The organism is Arcobacter arenosus, assembly GCF_005771535.1.
Taxonomy (GTDB): Bacteria; Campylobacterota; Campylobacteria; order Campylobacterales; family Arcobacteraceae; genus Halarcobacter; species Halarcobacter arenosus.
The window spans coordinates 384,148-404,432 of sequence record NZ_VANU01000002.1 but is presented as its reverse complement, the minus strand read 5'-3'; the positions used below and the strand labels follow the sequence as shown (position 1 = coordinate 404,432).

General features: G+C 29.8%; 20 protein-coding genes. 7 read left to right on the top strand and 13 right to left on the bottom strand.

Going from position 1 to position 20,285, the window contains the following annotated elements:
- Positions 1–27 precede the first annotated feature (27 nt).
- Positions 28–1,356, bottom strand: a complete 1,329-nt coding sequence (locus tag FDK22_RS06500; RefSeq protein WP_138152100.1) for an NFACT RNA binding domain-containing protein — start codon at positions 1,354–1,356, stop codon at positions 28–30.
- Between the two features lie 95 nt (positions 1,357–1,451).
- Between FDK22_RS06500 and FDK22_RS06495 the strand changes: the two genes are divergently transcribed.
- The 3 genes from FDK22_RS06495 to FDK22_RS06485 all read left to right on the top strand — a co-directional run bounded on the left by FDK22_RS06495 (position 1,452) and on the right by FDK22_RS06485 (position 4,050).
- Positions 1,452–1,775, top strand: coding sequence for a cytochrome C (locus tag FDK22_RS06495; RefSeq protein WP_138152099.1), 324 nt, complete (start codon positions 1,452–1,454; stop codon positions 1,773–1,775).
- Between the two features lie 167 nt (positions 1,776–1,942).
- Complete coding sequence (locus tag FDK22_RS06490; RefSeq protein WP_138152098.1) at positions 1,943–2,266, top strand: cytochrome C; 324 nt, start codon at positions 1,943–1,945, stop codon at positions 2,264–2,266.
- Between the two features lie 215 nt (positions 2,267–2,481).
- Positions 2,482–4,050: a DUF3373 family protein gene (locus FDK22_RS06485; RefSeq protein ID WP_138152097.1), complete on the top strand. Its 1,569-nt coding sequence runs from the start codon at positions 2,482–2,484 to the stop codon at positions 4,048–4,050.
- Between the two features lie 57 nt (positions 4,051–4,107).
- Here FDK22_RS06485 and FDK22_RS06480 read toward each other — a convergent pair whose 3' ends face one another.
- Entirely contained in the window at positions 4,108–4,620 is a 513-nt protein-coding gene (locus FDK22_RS06480; protein ID WP_138152096.1) for a hypothetical protein, read from the bottom strand.
- A gap of 110 nt (positions 4,621–4,730) precedes the next feature.
- On the opposite strand from FDK22_RS06480, the gene thrS reads away from it, so the two are divergent.
- From thrS to rplT, 4 genes are all read left to right on the top strand, one after another.
- Positions 4,731–6,539: a threonine--tRNA ligase gene (thrS, locus tag FDK22_RS06475; RefSeq protein ID WP_138152095.1), complete on the top strand. Its 1,809-nt coding sequence runs from the start codon at positions 4,731–4,733 to the stop codon at positions 6,537–6,539.
- The gene (infC, locus tag FDK22_RS06470; protein ID WP_276309172.1) at positions 6,536–7,072 is read left to right on the top strand and encodes a translation initiation factor IF-3; all 537 of its coding nucleotides are present in this window, start codon (positions 6,536–6,538) and stop codon (positions 7,070–7,072) included. The genes thrS and infC overlap by 4 nt, the downstream gene beginning before the upstream one ends.
- A gap of 163 nt (positions 7,073–7,235) precedes the next feature.
- Positions 7,236–7,433, top strand: coding sequence for a 50S ribosomal protein L35 (gene rpmI / locus FDK22_RS06465; RefSeq protein WP_138152094.1), 198 nt, complete (start codon positions 7,236–7,238; stop codon positions 7,431–7,433).
- Between the two features lie 119 nt (positions 7,434–7,552).
- The gene (gene rplT / locus FDK22_RS06460) at positions 7,553–7,912 is read left to right on the top strand and encodes a 50S ribosomal protein L20 (protein WP_138152093.1); all 360 of its coding nucleotides are present in this window, start codon (positions 7,553–7,555) and stop codon (positions 7,910–7,912) included.
- 144 nt (positions 7,913–8,056) lie between these two features.
- Here the strand turns inward: rplT and FDK22_RS06455 are convergent, their stop codons facing one another.
- From FDK22_RS06455 to lspA, 11 genes are all read right to left on the bottom strand, one after another.
- The gene (locus FDK22_RS06455; protein WP_138152092.1) at positions 8,057–9,241 is read right to left on the bottom strand and encodes a rhodanese-like domain-containing protein; all 1,185 of its coding nucleotides are present in this window, start codon (positions 9,239–9,241) and stop codon (positions 8,057–8,059) included.
- A gap of 15 nt (positions 9,242–9,256) precedes the next feature.
- On the bottom strand, positions 9,257–10,450 hold the full coding sequence (gene nrfD, locus FDK22_RS06450) for an NrfD/PsrC family molybdoenzyme membrane anchor subunit (protein ID WP_138152091.1): 1,194 nt from the start codon (positions 10,448–10,450) through the stop codon (positions 9,257–9,259).
- A gap of 10 nt (positions 10,451–10,460) precedes the next feature.
- Positions 10,461–11,024, bottom strand: a complete 564-nt coding sequence (locus FDK22_RS06445; protein ID WP_138152090.1) for a 4Fe-4S dicluster domain-containing protein — start codon at positions 11,022–11,024, stop codon at positions 10,461–10,463.
- Positions 11,025–11,026: 2 nt separating this feature from the next.
- A complete protein-coding gene (locus FDK22_RS06440; protein ID WP_138152089.1) occupies positions 11,027–13,474 on the bottom strand; it encodes a molybdopterin-dependent oxidoreductase in 2,448 nt (815 codons plus the stop codon).
- Positions 13,475–13,641: 167 nt separating this feature from the next.
- Positions 13,642–14,763: a cytochrome b/b6 domain-containing protein gene (locus tag FDK22_RS06435; RefSeq protein ID WP_138152088.1), complete on the bottom strand. Its 1,122-nt coding sequence runs from the start codon at positions 14,761–14,763 to the stop codon at positions 13,642–13,644.
- A 295-nt stretch (positions 14,764–15,058) separates the two neighbouring features.
- On the bottom strand, positions 15,059–15,721 hold the full coding sequence (locus tag FDK22_RS06430; RefSeq protein WP_138152087.1) for a c-type cytochrome: 663 nt from the start codon (positions 15,719–15,721) through the stop codon (positions 15,059–15,061).
- A gap of 15 nt (positions 15,722–15,736) precedes the next feature.
- The gene (locus tag FDK22_RS06425) at positions 15,737–16,306 is read right to left on the bottom strand and encodes a Tll0287-like domain-containing protein (RefSeq protein ID WP_138152086.1); all 570 of its coding nucleotides are present in this window, start codon (positions 16,304–16,306) and stop codon (positions 15,737–15,739) included.
- A gap of 12 nt (positions 16,307–16,318) precedes the next feature.
- Entirely contained in the window at positions 16,319–17,800 is a 1,482-nt protein-coding gene (locus FDK22_RS06420; protein WP_138152085.1) for an NAD(P)/FAD-dependent oxidoreductase, read from the bottom strand.
- Positions 17,801–17,900: 100 nt separating this feature from the next.
- Complete coding sequence (mobA, locus tag FDK22_RS06415; protein WP_138152084.1) at positions 17,901–18,467, bottom strand: molybdenum cofactor guanylyltransferase MobA; 567 nt, start codon at positions 18,465–18,467, stop codon at positions 17,901–17,903.
- Between the two features lie 2 nt (positions 18,468–18,469).
- Positions 18,470–19,750 carry a 3-isopropylmalate dehydratase large subunit gene (locus tag FDK22_RS06410; protein WP_138152083.1) on the bottom strand — a complete coding sequence of 427 codons (1,281 nt, stop codon included), beginning with the start codon at positions 19,748–19,750 and terminating at the stop codon, positions 18,470–18,472.
- Between the two features lie 68 nt (positions 19,751–19,818).
- Positions 19,819–20,283, bottom strand: coding sequence for a signal peptidase II (gene lspA / locus FDK22_RS06405; protein WP_138152082.1), 465 nt, complete (start codon positions 20,281–20,283; stop codon positions 19,819–19,821).
- Positions 20,284–20,285: the final 2 nt, after the last annotated feature.

Here is a 20,285-nt window from a genome sequence, read left to right as displayed (position 1 = left end):
CTTGATTATACTAAAGTTTGCCTTTTCTTAAGTTTTTACTACAGTAGTTGTATAAGGGTTATATAAAACATTTGCTCCATTTTGTATTTTTACATTTCTTCTTTGGGTATAATCAACCTCATAAGTTCCACTATGATCTGTTGAAAATTGTGCGCAAATTATTGCTGCTTTTTCAATAACATTATCAGGCAATGATTTTTTTGTATTTTGTACAATTACATGGGATGATGGTCTATCTTTTAAATGAAACCAAAAATCACTTGCTTTGCTATTTTTAAGCAAAAAGATATTTTCCCTTTCACTAGTTCCTAACATAATTTTATATCCTTCAAAAAAGAAACTTTCATACATCTGTGATTTTTTTGTTTTTGTTTGATTCTTTTGTTTCTTAGGATATAAAAACTCCATTTCATCTATAGACTTTGAATTATTTAGATTTAAAATCAATTTATTTAAAAACTCAATTTTCTCTTCTAAATTATCCTTTTCTATTTTTATATTGTTTGCTTTATGTTTAGCTCTTTTCGCTTTTTTAAATAGTTCATTTGAATATGTTGAAGCTTGAAACTTTTCATCTAATGTAACTTCCACTTCATTTCCAGAAAAATCATAAGTTTTAAAACTTTTTTGATAAGGCTTAATCATATGTAAGTTTGCAAGAATTAAATTTGCTTTTTCATAAAGTTTAGTTGATTCTTCCTCTAAGTCCTCTTTTTTTGGTAAAGATTTTACAGTTTTTTCTAGTTTTCTTAATTTCTTTTCAACTTGAGAAATTTTTTGCTTTTTTATATTCTGAATATTTTTTTCTTCTATTTGTTCATAAACATTAAAAAGATACTCTTCTATATTATCTACCTTCTCAATTTTAGGTATAAAGTTTTGTTTAGGAATCTCTTCTAGTTTTATTCCAACTTTAACAACTCTGCTTGAAGAAAACTCATCAATATGTCTTAAAGCTTCTAATATCACTCTATTTTCATCTAATATGATAATATTTGTATGTTTCCCTGTAAACTCCAATTGTAGTATTGTTGTTAGTTTTTTATATGAGGAAGATGAGCTTACTTTTATATTTATAATTTTATCATCGTTATAAAGAGAAATATCTTCTATTTTTGACTTAATAAACCTTTTTTGAAGTACAACATCAAAAGGTGCATTAAAATCTTTTTTAGATTTTGGATCTTCTTTTCTTTTATAAATTAAACTATTTCCCTTACTCATATCGAAGTAAATAATATTTCTATTATTAAATTCAATTATAATTGTATTATTATCGATTCGTTTACAAAGCTTTATATTTTGGGCATTTATAGATAAATAGTTAATCACTTCTTTCAATAGATAGTATTTCACAATAAATTCACTTTTACTTATTAAGATTACAGCAGTTTTTTATCAACATGTGCTATAATTGTAGCCAAATTATAATTAGATAAGGAGAGAGTTAAATGAAAAACTTACTTAAAATTGCATTAGCAGTTACAGTATTCTTAGGTATTGCAGCTTCAACTGCATCAGCGGATCCAGTAAAGGGGCAAAAGATTTTTATTAAAAAATTTAAAAAGCCTTGCGGTTTCAATGGTGCTAAATTCGCAGTTAAACATACTCAAGGTGAATGGAAAGCACTTATGGATGAAGGTAAATTTGTTGATGAGATGATTAAAATTTGTCCAAATGTAAAAGCAGAAGATGTTAAAGAGAAATGGATTCAACATATTTATGATTTCTCATATGAATATGCAAGTGATTCAGGAAATGTTCCATCTTGTTAATATTTAATATAATATAAACTTATAAAAAGGGAGAAAGTTTTACTTTCTCCCTTTTTTTATCTCTAATTTATCAAAATTATAATGAATACTTATTCATAATTAATCTTACCTTAATTTTTTACATTATATAATTACATCAGCTTATATTAAAATTAAAAGGAAAAGTTATGAAACAACTTCTTAAAATAGCTCTAGCAGCTACAGTATTTTTAGGTATTGCAACAACTGTTGCATCAGCTGACCCAGTAAAAGGTCAAAAGATTTTTATTAAAAAATTCAAAAAGCCTTGTGGTTTCAATGGCGCTAAATTCGCGGTTAAACACACTCAAGGTGAGTGGAAAACAATTATGAGTGAAGGTAAATTTGTTGACGAGATGATTAAAATTTGTCCAAATGTAAAAGCTGACGATGTTAAAGAGAAATGGATTCAACATATTTATGATTTCTCATATGAATATGCAAGTGATTCAGGAAATGTTCCATCTTGTTAATCTATGAATAAGGTTTATCATTAGATTTAAATTATTTTTGAAAAGGAGGATTTTAAATTCTCCTTTTTTTACTTGGCAAAAAGTTTTATATAATATAAGTTAATATTATAAGTTTTAGTTTTAATTATCATAACAAATGATTATCTATTCTTAAATTTAACTTAAATAAATTGTTATATAATCCTTTTAAACTATTTAACACAAAGGAAGAGAAAATGAAAAAATCGATAGTTGTCCTATCAGCAATTGCTGCATTGTCTACAACTTCATTCGCTGCAGATGTAAGCAATGAAGCTATGTTAAAACAAATTGAGATGTTAAAAGCTCAAATTGCTGCATTAGAAAGTAAATTTGAAAAAACTGAAAAAGCAGTTAGTGATGAAAGATTCACAAAATTAGAAAAACAAGTTCAAAGTAATAAAAAACTAGCACTTGGCGCAAAAAAACAAAGTGCAAGTGATAATATCAAATGGGATATTGACTTTAGAACGCAAGTTGATAATATTCAATATAAAACAGTTAATGGTAACAAACCTAAAAATAATGCCCTATTAACTAATAGATTATGGTTAGGTGCAGCATATGCTCCAAACGATAATACAGTATTTAAAGGTAAAATCTCATATAACAAAGCATGGGGAGATACTGCAAATCACTCACAATCAAATACAACTCCTGGTTATGCAGATTTTGATTGGGTAACAAATGAAAATGCTACTGATAATACACTAAAAGTAAAAGAAGCATATTGGTTATATAAAGATAAAACAATTGGTGGACTTGATATTCCATGGACTGTTTCTGTTGGTAGAAGACCTTCAACTGATGGACTTCCAATAAATATGAGAAATATGCAAAAAGCAAATTCTCCATTATCACATGTAGTTGATGTAGAGTTTGATGGTTACTCATTAAAACTTGATACTGAAAAAGTTTTAGGACTTCCTGGTTCTTGGATTAAAATCTGTGGTGGTAGAGGTTTAACAAATGCAACTCCAAGATTTGATATGTTTAGCCCAGCTTATTCTACAGATAATTCAAAAAATGCTGATGTTGATATGTTAGGATTTATTGCTGTACCATACGATGATGGTCAATACTCAATTCATTTAAATTATGCACATGCATGGGATTTAATTGGGTTTGATGGTGCATCATTATCATCTTTTAATACAGCATATCAAACATATATGACTACACCTACAGCAGCAAATGCATATGCAATGCAAATGGCAATACCATCTTTTAAATCAGTAGGTAATATAGATTATGCAACAATTTTATTAAAAGCATATGGTATTGGAGATGGAATATCTGATTATTTAGATGATACTACAGTATTTGCATCATTTGCAATGTCAAAAACTGATCCAAATGCAAATGTTCCAGGAGGAATGTTAGGTTCAACAGAATCTGAAACAGGTCATTCAATTTGGGTTGGAGTAAATGCTCCTTGTCCAATTTCACCTAATGATTCAAGAATTGGTGTTGAATGGAATAAAGGGAGCAAATACTGGAGATCAATGACTTATGGAGAAGATTCATATGCTGGTTCTAAAATTGCGGCAAGAGGTACAGCTTGGGAAATTTATAGAAATCAAAAAATCAACAATGCACTATCATGGGGATTAAGTTATACTAATATTAAATATGACTACACAGGTTCAAACTCTTTCTTTGGGGCTGATGGTACACCGTATGATATCAATAGTGTAGCTGCACAACAACAAGATGCAGTAAAAGAAGCTCAAGATATTAGAGCTTACGTAAGATATACATTCTAAAAATGTATATACAAAATAAAAAGAGGTTCTCCTCTTTTTATTTTCCTATTAAACTTTTTATCTAAAAGAAATCTTATCTAAATCAAAAACAACTTTTTCAGCTAATTCAATCATCTCAATATTTAATCTTTTAAATTTTTCATCTTTTATATTTACAAGTAACTTATCATATACATTTGCATATGGATATATAGTAAAGTAGATATATTCTTTTGATTTTGATTCTTTATCTAATTCTTTAAACCAAACCGCAAGCATAGAAAAATATAACATTGCAGGATTAAAAAGTTTTCCACCTTCAAGTTCTTTTGAAACTCTTTTATTTATGAAATTGTAGCTTTGTAAAACTGCTTTAATTCTATAATGGTTTCTATTTGCTATATAGTGTTCATTTGGGAAGGTACATTTTTCAATTTGTTTATACATCTCATTTGAAATATCATCAATATATCTATTTATATCTTCATCAATTTCAAAAATAATTTCATCTTTATCTTTATAAGATGCAATTAAATCTTTACAAAACAATAGTAAGCTCTCAGTTTTTATTTTTGATAAGTTTAAAATCATAGTTAATTCTATCAAAAATATATTGAAAAATAACACTTAAGAATAAATTTAAGTTCATTTAAGATAAAATGTAGCAAATTTACGAAAAATAAACTAAAAAAAGGAAATTATTGGAACAAATTGGTGTTTTAAGTGAAGGAAATATATATGACCTTCAGACTGCTGAAGCTTTAAACATCACTGGTGATGAAATTAAAGCTGATAATTCGCCTGAGTCTCTAGAGATTCTTAGACACTCATGTGCTCACATGATGGCGCAAGCTATCAAAGAGTTATATCCTGAAGCAAAATTCTTTGTAGGACCTGTTGTAAAAGAAGGGTTTTATTACGATTTTAAAGTAGATTCAAAAATCTCGGATGATGATCTTCCAACCATTGAAAAGAAGATGAAAGAGATCGCCAATAGAAAACTTCCTATTGAAAGATTTCAAGAATCTAGAGAAGAGATTGAAAACAAATTTGCTAATGATGAATTAAAACAAGCTGTATTAAAAAATATTACTGATGATACGCTAACAGTTTACAAACAAGGTGATTTTGAAGACCTTTGTAGAGGACCTCATTTGCCAAATACAAGAATGATTCGAGCTTTTAAACTTACACGTGTAGCTGGAGCTTATCTTGGTGGTGATGAAGAAAATGAGATGATCACAAGAATCTATGGAATTGCATTTTTTGATAAAAAAGAGTTAAATGACTATGTAAAAATGCTTGAAGAAGCTAAAAAAAGAGACCATAGAAAACTTGGAAATGAACTTGAACTATTTGCTTTTAATGAAGATATAGGTGCAGGACTTCCTTTATGGCTTCCTAATGGGGCAAGACTTAGAGGGAAACTTGAAAGACTTCTTTATAAAGCACATAGAGTAAGAGGTTATGAGCCTGTACGTGGTCCAGAGATTTTAAAAGCAAATCAATGGGTTAAATCTGGTCACTATGCTAATTATAAAGAAAATATGTATTTCACTACTATTGATGAGCAAGAGTATGGTATCAAACCTATGAACTGTGTTGGTCATATTCAAATTTATAAAAATGACTTAGTATCATATAAAGATTTACCAAAGAAATTTTTTGAATATGGTGTTGTTCATAGACATGAATTAAGTGGGGCAATGCATGGATTATTTAGAGTAAGAGAGTTTACTCAAGATGATGCACATATTTTCTGTTTACCATCGCAAGTTAAAAATGTTATTATTGATGTACTTGAATTTGTTGATTCATTAATGAAACTATTTGATTTCAAATATGAAATGGAAGTTTCAACAAAACCTAAAAAAGCTATTGGTTCAGATGAATTCTGGGAAACAACAACGCAAGCTATAATGAATGCACTTGATTCAGAAGGTTTAGAATATGGAATTGATGAAGGTGGAGGAGCATTTTATGGTCCTAAAATCGATATTAAAATTCTAGATGCTATTGGAAGAAAATGGCAGTGTGGTACTGTTCAAGTTGATATGAATTTACCAACATCTTTTGAGATGGAATATATCAATGATAAAGGTGAAAAAGAACAACCAGTTATGATTCATAGAGCTATACTTGGTTCATTTGAAAGATTTATTGGTATTTTAACAGAACATACAGCGGGAGAATTCCCATTTGTAATTGCACCTACACAAGTAATTATTGTACCAATTGCAGATACACATGTTGAATATGCAAAACAGATTCAAAAAGAATTACTTTATGATGAAATTGATTCAGAAGTTTTTGATATGAATGAATCATTAAATAAAAGAATTAGAATGGCAGAGAAAAAAAGAGTACCTATGATTTTAGTTCTTGGTGATGAAGAGGTTGAAAATAAAACTGTAGCTCTTAGAGATAGAAGAAAAAGAGAGCAATCAAATATGAGCAAAGAAGAGTTCATAAAAATGTTAAACGATATAAATAATGGGAGCAAAATTTGAGTAGAGGGAAAAAACAAGAAGCAATAATGAATGAAGACATTACTGCAAGTGAAGTAAGATGTATGGGGGATGATGGTACTAACTATGGTATTATATCAACAAAAGATGCACAACAAACTGCAGATGATCTAGGTTTAGACTTAGTTCTTATTGCTCCTGATGGAAAACCACCAGTTGCTAAAATTATGGATTATGGTAAGTTTAAATACCAACAAGAAAAGAAACAAAAAGAAGCTAAGAAAAAACAAAAAATCATTGTTGTTAAAGAGGTTAAGTTTTCTGTTAAAATTGCAGAAAATGATATTAACTATAAAGTTAAACATGCAATTGAATTCCTTGAAAAAGGTTATCATGTAAAATGTAGGGTTTTTCTAAAAGGGCGAGAAATGGCTCATCCTGAAGCTGGAGCAGAAGTACTTGAAAGAGTATGGCCAATGCTTGAAGAATACGGACAAAGAGAATCAGAACCTAAACAAGAGGGAAGATTTGTAAATATGTATGTAACACCAAAAGGTGAACATAGTAAAAACTAAAAATGAAAAAGAGAATCTACTCTCTCTTTTTCATACTTTAAAACACTCCAAAACAATTCATTTAAACTTAAATAAAGCAAATTTTAAGTAAAATCTCACACTTTTTCAATATTTAAAATATTTTTTAATTGAAAATGCAAATTTATAAGAAAGGAACTGTACGATGCCAAAGATGAAATCTAACAGTGGAGCTTTAAAAAGATTTAAAGTAAAAAAGAATGGTTCTATCAAAAGAGGATCAGCTTTTAGAAGCCACATCTTAACAAAAATGTCTCAAAAGAGAAAAAGAAATCTTAGAGGACCACAAACTGTTGCTAGCACTGATGCTGGTAGAGTTAAATTAATGTTAAACAAAGCGTAATTAAGTAAACAAACTTAATTTTTAGTCCCTCCATCTAAAAAATGGACAAGTTCGACCCACCAATTTATGGAAGAGTTGTCGACACCTATTAAATAAATAGAGTAAAGAAAGGAAACGATATGCCTAGAGTAAAAACTGGTGTAGTTAGAAGAAGAAGACACAAAAAAGTTTTAAAGCAAGCTAGAGGATTTTTCTCAGGAAGAAGAAAACACTTTAGAAAAGCAAAAGAACAATTAGAGCATTCATTAGTATATGCTTACAGAGATAGAAGACAGAAAAAAAGAGATATTAGAAAGCTTTGGATCGTTAGAATCAATGCTGCTTGTAGATTAAATGATATTAACTATTCAAGATTCATGAACGGTTTAAAATTAGCTAACATTGAACTTGATAGAAAAATATTAGCTGATATGGCTATCAATGATGCTGAAGGTTTCTCATCACTTGTAGTAAAAGCTAAAGAAGCATTAGCAGCATAATTATAAATTTGCAAATAATACAAAAGGGTTGAAGTTTTACTTCAGCCCTTTTTTTATGTCTAATACTTTTTTAGTATCAAATAAGAAATAAAAAAAGGGAAAAGCCTAAACTCTTCCCTTTTTAATAAGTAAAAATATTAATAATTAACCGATAGGTTCATTAACCTCAACTTTACACTCAGTTCCTTTACAATCTATATTTGCATCAAAATAGAAAATCTCAGAAACATCATATTTCGCACCTTGTAATTTTTGCCAAGCTTCTACAGATCTACCACCAGCACTACAATGGAATACTAAAGTTTTACCTTTTGGTAGTTTTTCATAAAACTCTTTAGCGCTTGCTTTTTCAGCTGGTACATTAATAGCACCTTTTAGGTGACCTTCTTTATATTCAGCTGCATCTCTAATATCAACAATTTGGATATATGAAGGAACATTACCAGCTTTATATAAACCATAGAACCATTCACCATCAACTCCACCTTCGTCAATACTTAGTTTTGCTCCATTTTTAGAAAACTTAGGTCCTTCTGCTTTTACAGGCGCTTTAGCTGTTGATGCAGATTTAGTTGTAGCTAATCCAGCTTTTTTCCATTCTGGCATACCTGCAGCATATACAGATACATCACTATATCCCATAGAGATTAATTTTTTTGCAACAATATGAGATTTTGCACATTTAAATCCACCACAGAAAGTGATAATTTTTTCACTATGGTTTACAGGAAATCTTCCTTTTAACTCTTCAACTTGAGTATCTGGAATAGCAATTGCTCCTGGGATTGTTTCTTGTAAATATTTAGGGAATGGTCTTGCATCAATAATAACTCCACTATTTTTAGCTTGTACTGCTTTAATAACAGGAAGACCAACTTCTCTATAATTTAATTTGTTCCACTCAGGTTCACCTGCTTGATATAATTTTACATTTGTAAATCCATCTTTTTTTAGCATATTTGCTACTTTTGGAGATTTACCACAATTCCATCCACCACAATAAACAACAATCTCTTTATTTTTTGGAGTATCTTTTAACTGTCCAACATAATTTGCATAATCAGTATCAGGGATGTTAATTGAACTTGGAATTGTTCCACCCATATATTTTTTAGCTGGTCTAGCATCAACTAAAACTATACTAGCTGTATTTTTTGTTCCCTTACCAAGTCTTGCTTTAACATAGTTGTAATCAACCATCTTAAGACCAAACTTGTCAATCATACTTTGTACTTTTGCACTAGGCTTTGTTAAAGCCCCTGGGTCGTTTGCTAAAACACCTGTAGTTAATAAACCAACTACTACTAAACTTCTAAGAATCATTTTCATTACATATCCTTTCTGTTAATGTTGTTTTTTATCGTGATCTAAATTAAATAGTTTCTCTGCAAAGTAATACATTACAAAGCAAACACCAATTCCACCAATTGCAATTCCAATTTCTGAAAATGATGGAAAATACTCAATAAATTCAGGTGCTACAGAATACTCTCTTAATTTAAGAGGGTTAAGTGGCATTAATTGTGTATCATGAACTAAATCATATCTCATAAAGAAAATACCAATCATACCAGTTACTGATGCCCAAACCATACCTTTTATATTTTTTCCTTTACTAGCTAAGATTACAATAAATGGAATTACCATTCCAAGTAATACTTCACCAATTAAGAAATTAGGTCCTGTTAAGATATGCCATGCAGCTTCTGCTTTGTCTGGCATTCCACCATAAATTGTTGTAAACATTCTCCAAATTTCAAAGAACATTAATATTGCTAATAATAATCCCAAGATTTTTGCTAATTTAGTTAGCATCACTTTAACTTCTTCTGGAAAATCCATTTTATATCTAAATCCATACATTAAGAATAATAGATATGATCCTGTAATCATTGCTGATAGGATAAAATAGATTGGGAAGAAAACACCATTAGCAATGGGTCTTGCAATAAGAAAACCAAATACAGCACCTAAATTTGAGTGTGCCGCAATACCAACTAGTAAACCTCCAAGTCCAAAGAACTTAGACCATTTATGGTCATCTCTCATTAAAAAGATGAATTCCATAATAATAAAACATAAATACAATCCGTATAACGTACCCATCCACCAAATAGCAGATGTGAAGTTTGGAGTTAAAACATTATAAATAACCATTCTTATTGGGTGACCAATCTCTAAAGCAATTACAACAAAACCACTACAAATAGTTACAATTGCACCTAAAATTGCTCTTTTACCAATAATTTCAAACTCTTTTATACCAAATACATGTCCTAGTGAAGACATAATACATAATCCTGTACTTGATACAACAAAGAATACATACATACCAATTATCAATCCCCAAGGGTGTTGTTTATATACATTGTATGAATGGTGTCCTTCAATAAAATAAATAGCAGCTCCAGCAATAAATAGAGCTAACAATCCTAAAGTTAATAAAGCCATTGTTACATTACTAAATCTTTTTTCAAATGTAAATAAGTCTTTTAAAGAGACCTCATTAAAAGGAATAATTGATCTTAAAAAATTCATTACAGCCTCCTTATGTTAAATAAAACAGTTTAGGTTTTGTACCTAAATGTGTTTTTAAAGTGAAATGTTCTCTAGTTCTTAATAATTCAGAAATTTCACTGTTTGGATCATCTAAATCACCAAATACCCTAACTTTTGTAGGACATGTATTTTGACAAGCAGTTGTTGTTTCACCTCTTGCAATTCTTGTATCTGCACAGAAATTACATTTATCAACTGTAACTGTTCTATCATCTACATATCTTGCATCATAAGGACATGCTGTCATACAGTAAGTACATAAAATACATTTTTCAGGGTCAACTCTAACCACACCATTTTCATCATAGAATGTTGCATTTGTTGGGCATACATCTTGACATGGTGCATTTTCACATTGTTGACATTGGCTTGGCATAAAATTTGCTGATGAGATATTTAAGAAAGGAAACTCCCCTTCAATCTCATGTGTTCCTACCCAAATTCTATGGCTCTCAGCACCTAATAAAATTCCGTTTTCTTCTTTACAAGCTGTTTCACAAGCTTTACAATTTATACAATCTTTATAATCTAAAGCCATTCCATATCGTGCCATGATTAAACCTTTCTAACATCAACAATTGTTTCGTGCATTGCTGCACTTCCGAACACTGGTTCTATTACATCATCAATAATCATATTGTCTGGTGCACCATTATTTTTAGCCAGTGTTAAACCATCAGAAGAAGCTCCAAATCCATGTACAAAGAATAATGTGTTAGGCCCAATTTTTTCTGTTGGGTAAGCTTTGATTTGGATTTTCCCTATTTTACTCTCTACTTCTACTAAATCTGCAAACTCAATACCTTTTTCTTTTGCAACTCTTTTATTAATCCATAAATAGTTTTCAGGCATCAAGTCTAATAACATCGCATTGTTTGCTGTACCATTTTGTGTAAACTGTGCATGTCTTCCAGTAATAAATTTAAATTTACCTTTAGGTGTTGGAGTATACATATCATCTTTCCAAACTGGCATTGCATCAACACCTTTTTTTGCCATATTTGGTAAAACACATTCTACTTTTCCAGTTGGTGTTTTAAAATTCTTTTTAAGTACAGCAATCTCTTTTTCATCAACACATGTGTCATGGAAAACATCAGATTTAAACTCACCTTTTACAACTGAATAAAATCTTCTTTGTTTTGGATACCATTCATATTCATTTGCTGATAGTTTTTTGAAATATTTATCCATATTTACATAAAACACACCTTTTTCTCTCAATGTGTGCCATGCTTCTTCACCATAAACTGATTCAACCATATGTTTATTAATCTCCTCTTGAGAGTGTTCATATGCATCAGCTAGGTTATAACCATTTTTTTCAAAATATTTTTCTTGTTCTTCATCAGACAAACCATCTAATTCATCTTGTAAATCTTCATCATATTTTTTAGAGATTTCCCATAGTGGTTTAGATAGTTTTTTACCTAATCCTCTTACTATTTCAATTACCGGTTTAGTCTCATACATTGGTTTTACGGCACGCTGTCTTAATGCAATTGAAGGTTGTGTACCACCAAATGATTTAACAGGGTCTTCTCTTTCTAAATAAGTACACTCTGGTAAAATAACATCTGCCATAATTGCACTATCACTTGGCATTGTGTCAATTGCAACAACTAAATCCATTTTTTTGAACATTTCAATAGTTTTTTTACTATTTGGAACTGATAAAACTGGATTTTGTTTATAAATAAACATTGCTCTAATTGGATATGGAGTTTTACCTTCTTGCACCATATTTCTCCAAGCAATCCATGAACCAGATCCACCAATTACAGCTGCTGCATCTTTTTCAATTCTTGGTTTTGGATTAGCATACATTGGAGCATTTACAGTATGACTTCCAAGTGGTAGTTTTTTACCAAAAACAATTCCACCCTCTCTATCAATTCCTCCACCTAATGCAGTAAAAATAGCTTGAGCTCGTCTTAATTGGAAGTCTTGTTTACTCCAAGCTGTTCTTCTACCTTGATAGTAAATAGATCTTGGTGCATAATGCATAAAGTCTCTTGCCATTTTTTTAATTTGAGCAACTTTTATACCAGTGATTTTTTCAGCCCATTCTGGAGTATAACCACTTTCAAAAATATGTTTTTTATATTCTTCAAAACCATTAAAGTTTAATCCAACAAATTTTTTATTATAAAGTTCTTCTTCTAATACTACATGTGTCATTGCTAAAACTAAAGCTAAGTCAGTACCAACTTCAATTGCAACCCACTCATCTGCATGTGCAGCAGTATTTGAGAATCTTGGATCAACAACTACTAGTTTTGCTCCTCTTCCTTTTGTTCTTTTAAAAATATCCATTGTATCAGGTGTTACTATCGCCTCAGCTCTGTTTGCTCCAGCCATAATAACATATTCAGCATTTTCTAAATCAGCTTGACCATATCCACCAATTGTAAGTGCATATCCTGAAACTGTTGTTTGAAGACAAATAGAAGCATGGTTTATAAAGTTAGTTGAACCTAATTTATCAAACATAAATGTTTTATAAGTATGTTCTGCCATACCTTCACCAGCACAATATCCTATAGTAGATCTATTGTCTTTTTCTTCGTCTAAAATTTTAACCATTTTTTCGGTGATGTAATCATAAGCTTCATCCCAAGTAACTCTTTTATATTTACCATCACCTCTTTCACCTACTCTAATAAGTGGGTATTTAAGTCTATCTGGATCATATATAGCTTGAATTCCTGCATTTCCTCTAGCACATAGCATATTTTTTGATTTTGGGAAATGTGGATTTGGATCTAACTTTTTAACTACACCATTTTCAACAACTGCATAAGCTGCACATTTATTCACGCACATTTCACATAAAGTAGGAACCTGTGTGATTTTGTTTTTATCAAAAGAAGTTTTTGATGTTCCAAAACTATTTGGTTCTTCATGTGTTTTTGTACTTGAAAGTGCAGAAGTTGATGCAGCTACAACTGATAAGGCAACTGTACCTTGAAGAAATTTTCTTCTTGAAATCTCAACTTGCATTTTCTCTCTCCTATCTATTATTAATATTTACTTATTATTTTATATTAACTGAATAATTTTAACATGTTTTTTGATAAATTATTCTTATTCTTGAATGATTATTCACTAAATTTATAAGATTTTTTGATTTTTTTTACTAATTATAAGAAAAAGTTATCAAAAATGGGCTATTTTGATAAAAATGTAATATTTATGTCTGCAAGAATTCCCTTTTCAAAATCTTTATGACATGCGATACAATTGGACTTTGTTTCTATTGTGTCACTTTTGAAGACTTCTTCGGGGATTTTTTCGTGTAATTTTTTCCAATAATCAGTTTTAGTTATAATAAATGCATTAGAATTAGATAATTCTTTCGTTATTTTATATGATGATTCTCTTGTTGAAGATTCAGAAGAATTTCTTATTAAAAAGTTTTCTATTGATTTTACCATTGTACTATCTAATTCTAAATCTTCTTCAAAATGATTGTCTTGATTTGCCATCAAATTTTTCCATGACTCTTTTGGTAATAAAAAAGGTGGAATTAAATTGTGACAGTCAGAACATTCAAATTGAAAATCTGAATGCAACTTTTTATAATCTATTTTTTCAAATTTACTTTTAACTATAAAATTATTAGGTATATAATATGTATATGAAGCTAAAGATAAAACAAATACAATATATAAAGAGCCATAAAATTTCATACAAAAAGTTGGTTCAATATCTTCACCCTTAGCTTTTTTATATCCAGTTATCATAGCAAACACCATAGATGTTTTATGATAAAACTGTTCTATTAATACTCCCGATATATGTGTTAATATCATTACTAATAATATATATGATAAAACCTCATGAATATCAAATAGATTTTCCATATACATATAATATGTAGTATTTAAAAAAGAAAAAATTCCATTACCTTCTTGAATACCATATAAAAGAAGTCCAATAAGACAACAAAAAATTCCAAACCATGTAACTAAAAAAGCAAACCATGAAGAAGCAGGATTGTGACCAGGTTCAATTTTTCTATATCTATTTCTAATTTTTTCTACAAAATAAAAATTTAAATCTTTTAATTTAAATTTGTAATCACTCCATCTCGCATATTTAGGACCAATTAATCCCCACACAATTTTTTTAATAAACATACCTAAAGCAATAATTCCAAATGTAACATGTAACTTTAAAAGGTTTTCATGAAAAGAAGTTATAAATGATATAAAAAATGAGATTACTAATAACCAATGACTAAGTCTTCCTAAGAAAGACCAAACATAAGTTTTATAATGATTATTCATTCAAATAAACCAACTAAAAAAATTTAGCCTCTGTTAAATAGTTTCTTTATAAGCTTGATAACAAGTCTTATAATACCAAATACTAAGTAGATTAAAAATGTATATAAAAAAGGATGGTAAGGCATGCCATGAGAAAAAAGAGCATTTATATGCTCAATTGGATGTGAAAACCAAATACTATTATGCACAAGCAATGATGAGATTATAAATAAAACAATATAAATTGTAATCTCTTTTTTAAAATTTATCAACATCTTTTCCCCATTTTAAATCTATAAGTAAAGAGGGTTTCTCTTTACTTATTATAGAAATGACCTTCTATATATTTAGCCATCTCTTTTGGGTCATATTTCATACCCTTTTTTTCAATCTTAGCTTGATTGTGTTCCATAACTTCATGATTAGTTCCAGAAGATTGATTCATCCCCTCATTTTGTATAGCATAAAGTTCAGATTCTATTTCGTGAGCAGTCATATCATTTAAAGCTGGACCTTTTTTTGCTGGATTACCCTCTGCATTTACTCCATGACATTTTGCACACATCTCTCCATATATTTCTGAAACTGTATATTTATGGTTAGGTTTAATCTCTTTATAAAAAACTGCATCTGGATTATAAGATTTAAAAATGTACATTGCCATCTCTTTAGGTTTATAATCCATACCTTTTTCTATAATTTTTTTCATATTGTGTTCCATTACTTCATGTTCAGTTCCAGATGATTGATTTAATCCTCCAGCCCTTAATTCAAAAAGTGAAAGTTCTAACTCATGTGCAGTTTGGTCATTTAAAGCTGGACCTTTTTTTGCTGGATTACCCTCACCATTTACTCCATGACAATTAGAGCACATTTGTTCATAAATTTCTGCATTTGTATATTTGTTTTCAGTAGCACTTGCACTTATAGTTATTAAACTTGCTAAAAAGCTTAAAAAAATTGTTTTTTTAATTTCCATAATAAATCCCTTTCCCTATTTAAAGATGGTGACAACAACTGCACCTCTTACATCTCCACTTTTATATCCATAAGCATTGTTATTTTTATAAACCTCGAAGAATCTATCTTTTGATTTTTTATCAACTTTCTTTTCAACCCCATGACATTTTTTACAGTCTCTACTATTCATAGTAATTGGTGAATAAACTTTAAAAGTGTTATCATCAACAACTTGGATAATTTCATCTGGCTGATACGCATCAGATTTTGCAATTAGTTCAAATGCTTTTAAAATCTTTTCTTCACTCTCGTCTGCTTTAGCTTTTTCATTTCTATTATTAAGACTAATTCTTTTTATAGAAACTTTTGGAGCATATTTTTCGTTAAGTTTTTTTGCAACCAATTTAGAGTCATTGATACAGTAATTAACCATACCCTCCAAATTGTTAGCTCTTTTTGAATCTTTTAACTCTTTTTTTAATGTAGAGTTATACTCTTTTATTACATCATGAGCTAATTTTTGAACACTTTCTTTAGTAAATTCTTGGGCAAAAGAACTAAAACTAATTGATAAAATCAAACCACTTATTAAAAACTTTTTCAATTTTTACTCTTTTTATGCTCGTCCAGATAACATTCCATAAACGGTCATAGGCTTAAGTGCATAAACTTTTAATAACCACCAAATGTATCTTTCAACTGTTGGGTCAAGAGGAAATGATGGAGTAGGTTTTGCTGTCCAGTTAAATTCAGCTAACATAACTGTTCCAATACCAGTGATTAACGGACATACAGTATAACCTGCATATTTAGAAGTCATCTCTTTCCCTTCCATTGCAGCAATTAAATTATCAGCTAAAACGGTATATTGCTTTCTTGCACTACCACCAGTTTTTCCCATAGCAATTCCAGCAACATCTCCAAGACCAAAAACGTTTGGATATCTAGTGTGTTGTAAAGTCTCTTTGTTAAGCTCTACCCATCCACCTTTTGCAGCACTACCTCTTTGCCATGCTAAAGAAGAGTTTTTAACAGCATCAGGTGCTCTCATTGGAGGAGTGATATGAATAAAGTCATATTCTCTTTCAATTTTTTTAGACATTGGAATCATCTCATAGTCTTCAATAATCTCATCATATGCACCTTTTTCTAACCATTTTTTCTCAAAAGTTGCAATTTTTTTATTTACATCTATTTCTACAAGATTGTTTTTATATTCCCATCTCATATCTCTTTCTTCAAACTGTTTTACAATAGCTTCATGATATTCTGGAACACCAAACATTTTTCCACCATTTGGATAGAAATATAATTCAGCATTGTCTCTAGCTCCTGCTTCTCTTAATCTAGCATCTGTTAAATACATGATTTTTTTAGGAGCTCCACCACATTTAATTGGTGTATTTGGGTGAGTAAATAAACCTTTTACTTTTTTACCCGATTTTGCCTCAGCAATAAACTCTTGCATACCTTTCCAAGTATTAACTGCTCCATCTGCATAATAAATAGAGTGAACTCCATTTTTACCAACTTTTTGAGATACTGTTTCATTTGCTTCAGAAGAGTAACCAACACCTTCTAAACCTTTAATTTTTCCATAATCAAGTACTAAACCTGTTGCAACAACCAAAAAGTCATATGAAATCTCTTGTCCACCTTCAGTTTTTACTTTATTTGCTTCAGGGTCAAACTCTACAACTTTATCTTTAATCATTTTAACGCCACTTGGAACAAAATCTTTTGTATTATAAACAATATCTGATTTTTCCCATACTCCTGATGCAACTAATGTTTGTCCTGGTTGATATGAAACAGAAATTGGATTTGGTTCAATAACTGTGATATCTGGGTTTGATAAGTTATTTGAAAGTTTTGCAGCAGTTGCAATACCAGCTAATCCACCACCAACAATTACAATTTTACCTTTTGCTTCACTAGCTTTTGCCTCTGTTGCTGCTTCAGCTTCAGTTCCTCCCATTAAAAATGAAGCTGAACCAAGTCCAGCAAGTTTAAGTGCATCTCTTCTAGATATCCCCTTCTTTTTAAGTTCACTATCTAGTATATCCAGTGCCCTTTTTAGCTCCTCATTTCTTCCCATTATAAAAGTCCTTAATTTAAATTGTATTTCCATTAAGATACCAAATGTTTGATAATAAGAAACTTAAACTATGCTGAATAAATAAATTATAATTATTACTTTAGCTTATAATAGATTTTGCCTTATAATATTCTTCTTTATTATTAAGATTTAAAAATTCATCTTCATTTTGAAACTCTATAAAAGTAGTATCCATTTTTTTTAGAAGGTAACCAACTTTATGAATATCCTTTTCTAGCATCTTTTCAACTTCAATAATTGCTTTAGTAGAAAAAACTCCACATAAGTTATGTTCTCTACTTGATGTCTTTGCAAGGGTTATATCATAATCTTTTGATTCATTTATCAATTTTTCTATTGTTGAGATTTCTACAAGAGGAGTATCCACTGTTATAATAAATAGTTTATTTTCATCTTTAAAAAATTCAAATATCGATTTTAAAGCAACTATAGGAGAATACTCTTTTTCTTTATCTAATATTAATTTATTTTTAAAGTTAAACTTTTCAGTTTTTGATGATAAATATACTTCTTTGAAATGGGGTTTTAATTTTTTGTATTGATATTCTGTGAGAGTTTTAAAAGTAGAGAATGGAAGAAGAGCCTTATCTTCTCCCATTCTTGAACTTTTACCACCGCATAAAATTACGCATGGTAAATTAAACATAATTAGATACTTTTTGGGTCAGTAATATAACCAGAAATTGCAGATGCTGCTGCAACAGCTGAATTTGCTAAGTAAATTTTAGATGATCGTGAACCCATTCTTCCTACAAAGTTTCTATTAGTTGTAGAGATACAAACTTCATTATCACCTAAAATTCCCATATATCCACCTAAACATGCTCCACAAGTTGGATTTGATACAACTGCGCCTGCATCAACTAAAGTATCAATATACCCTGCTTTAGTTGCATCTCTTAGGATTTTTTGAGTACCTGGTGTTAAAATCATTCTAACATGACGAGCAACTTTTTTACCCTCTAAAATCTCTGCAGCAATTTTAAAATCACTCAATCTACCATTTGTACAAGACCCAATAAATACTTGGTCAACTTTGATATTATCTTTTACAGCTTGAGAAACTGAGTGTCCATTATCTGGTAAGAATGGATAAGCAATTACAGGCTCTAAATTTGCTACATCGATCTCAATAACTTTAGTATAGTTTGCATCTTCGTCAGAATAATGAATTTTTGGCTCAGCTCTTAATCCACCATTTAACTCAGCAGTCTTTTCTAAGAACTCTTTTGTAGTTTCATCATATGCAAAAATTCCATTTTTAGCACCTGCTTCAATAGCCATATTGCAAATAGAGAATCTATCATCCATACTTAAGTATTGAACTGTATCACCAGTAAACTCTAAAGCTTGATATAAAGCACCATCAACACCTAATTGTCTAATAACTTCAAGGATAATATCTTTTCCAGATACAAACTCCCTTGGCTTTCCAGTCATTACAACTTTAATAGATTCAGGAACTTTAAACCAGTTTCCACCTGTAATCATACCAAATGAGATATCTGTAGATCCCATACCCGTTGAGAATGCTCCCAACCCACCATGTGTACATGTATGTGAATCTGCACCAATAATAACATCACCAGGTAAAACTAAACCTTTTTCAGGTAAAAGTGCATGTTCAATCCCCATATCTTTTTCATCAAAGAAATATTTTAAATCGTGTTTCATAGCAAAATCTCTAGAGATTTTTGCTTGATTTGCAGATGCAATATCTTTTGCTGGGATAAAGTGGTCAAGTACAATTGCAAAACCTTCTGGGTTTGCTAGTTTTTCAAAACCACCCTCTTCAAAAGCTCTAATTGAAATTGGAGTTGTAATGTCATTTCCAATTACCATATCAATTGGACTTCTTACAATCTCTCCTGCAAATACTTCTTTTCCTACATGTTCACTAAAAATTTTTTCCGTAATAGTTTGACCCATAAATACCTACTTTTAATTTTTTTCTTTTTCTTTTAGCCTTGGATTATAGCTAATTTTTTTTTAAGAGTTTAAACTTTGTTTTTTTTCTCTAATCTAGCTTGTTTTATTTGTATGTATATAATTATAGCAACAGCTAAATTTATAATAACATCGGCAATATTAAAAATTGCAAACTCAAAACCATAATGCCAATAAAAATAATCAACAACTCCACCATAGGTGAATCTATCTAAAATATTTGATAAACCACCTGCAAACAACAATGCAATTGGAATATAATACTCCATAAATACATTTTTATTTATATATAGATAAATAAGCCCAATTAATACCAATCCTAATTGAATATATTTTAAATATTCAGCTAGGAAAGAAAACATTGAAAAGGCTACCCCATAATTATAAGCCAACTGTAAAGACATATAAGGACCTTCAACATTCCAATCATAATTTGCAAAACCATATTTTATAATTTGGTCAAAAATAAATATACATAAAAATATAGTAAAACTAAGTTTTAATTTTTTTCCCATTT

Bases quoted from the DNA above. Each gene is read 5' to 3' on its own strand.
- nrfD (WP_138152091.1), bottom strand. From the start codon at position 10,450: ATGAATTTTTTAAGATCAATTATTCCTTTTAATGAGGTCTCTTTAAAA.
- rpmI (WP_138152094.1), top strand. From the start codon at position 7,236: ATGCCAAAGATGAAATCTAACAGTGGAGCTTTAAAAAGATTTAAAGTA.
- FDK22_RS06410 (WP_138152083.1), bottom strand. From the start codon at position 19,750: ATGGGTCAAACTATTACGGAAAAAATTTTTAGTGAACATGTAGGAAAA.
- FDK22_RS06455 (WP_138152092.1), bottom strand. From the start codon at position 9,241: ATGAAAATGATTCTTAGAAGTTTAGTAGTAGTTGGTTTATTAACTACA.
- FDK22_RS06485 (WP_138152097.1), top strand. From the start codon at position 2,482: ATGAAAAAATCGATAGTTGTCCTATCAGCAATTGCTGCATTGTCTACA.
- FDK22_RS06430 (WP_138152087.1), bottom strand. From the start codon at position 15,721: ATGGAAATTAAAAAAACAATTTTTTTAAGCTTTTTAGCAAGTTTAATA.
- FDK22_RS06435 (WP_138152088.1), bottom strand. From the start codon at position 14,763: ATGAATAATCATTATAAAACTTATGTTTGGTCTTTCTTAGGAAGACTT.
- FDK22_RS06480 (WP_138152096.1), bottom strand. From the start codon at position 4,620: ATGATTTTAAACTTATCAAAAATAAAAACTGAGAGCTTACTATTGTTT.
- FDK22_RS06420 (WP_138152085.1), bottom strand. From the start codon at position 17,800: ATGGGAAGAAATGAGGAGCTAAAAAGGGCACTGGATATACTAGATAGT.
- mobA (WP_138152084.1), bottom strand. From the start codon at position 18,467: ATGTTTAATTTACCATGCGTAATTTTATGCGGTGGTAAAAGTTCAAGA.
- rplT (WP_138152093.1), top strand. From the start codon at position 7,553: ATGCCTAGAGTAAAAACTGGTGTAGTTAGAAGAAGAAGACACAAAAAA.
- lspA (WP_138152082.1), bottom strand. From the start codon at position 20,283: ATGGGAAAAAAATTAAAACTTAGTTTTACTATATTTTTATGTATATTT.
- FDK22_RS06440 (WP_138152089.1), bottom strand. From the start codon at position 13,474: ATGCAAGTTGAGATTTCAAGAAGAAAATTTCTTCAAGGTACAGTTGCC.
- FDK22_RS06495 (WP_138152099.1), top strand. From the start codon at position 1,452: ATGAAAAACTTACTTAAAATTGCATTAGCAGTTACAGTATTCTTAGGT.
- FDK22_RS06445 (WP_138152090.1), bottom strand. From the start codon at position 11,024: ATGGCACGATATGGAATGGCTTTAGATTATAAAGATTGTATAAATTGT.
- FDK22_RS06490 (WP_138152098.1), top strand. From the start codon at position 1,943: ATGAAACAACTTCTTAAAATAGCTCTAGCAGCTACAGTATTTTTAGGT.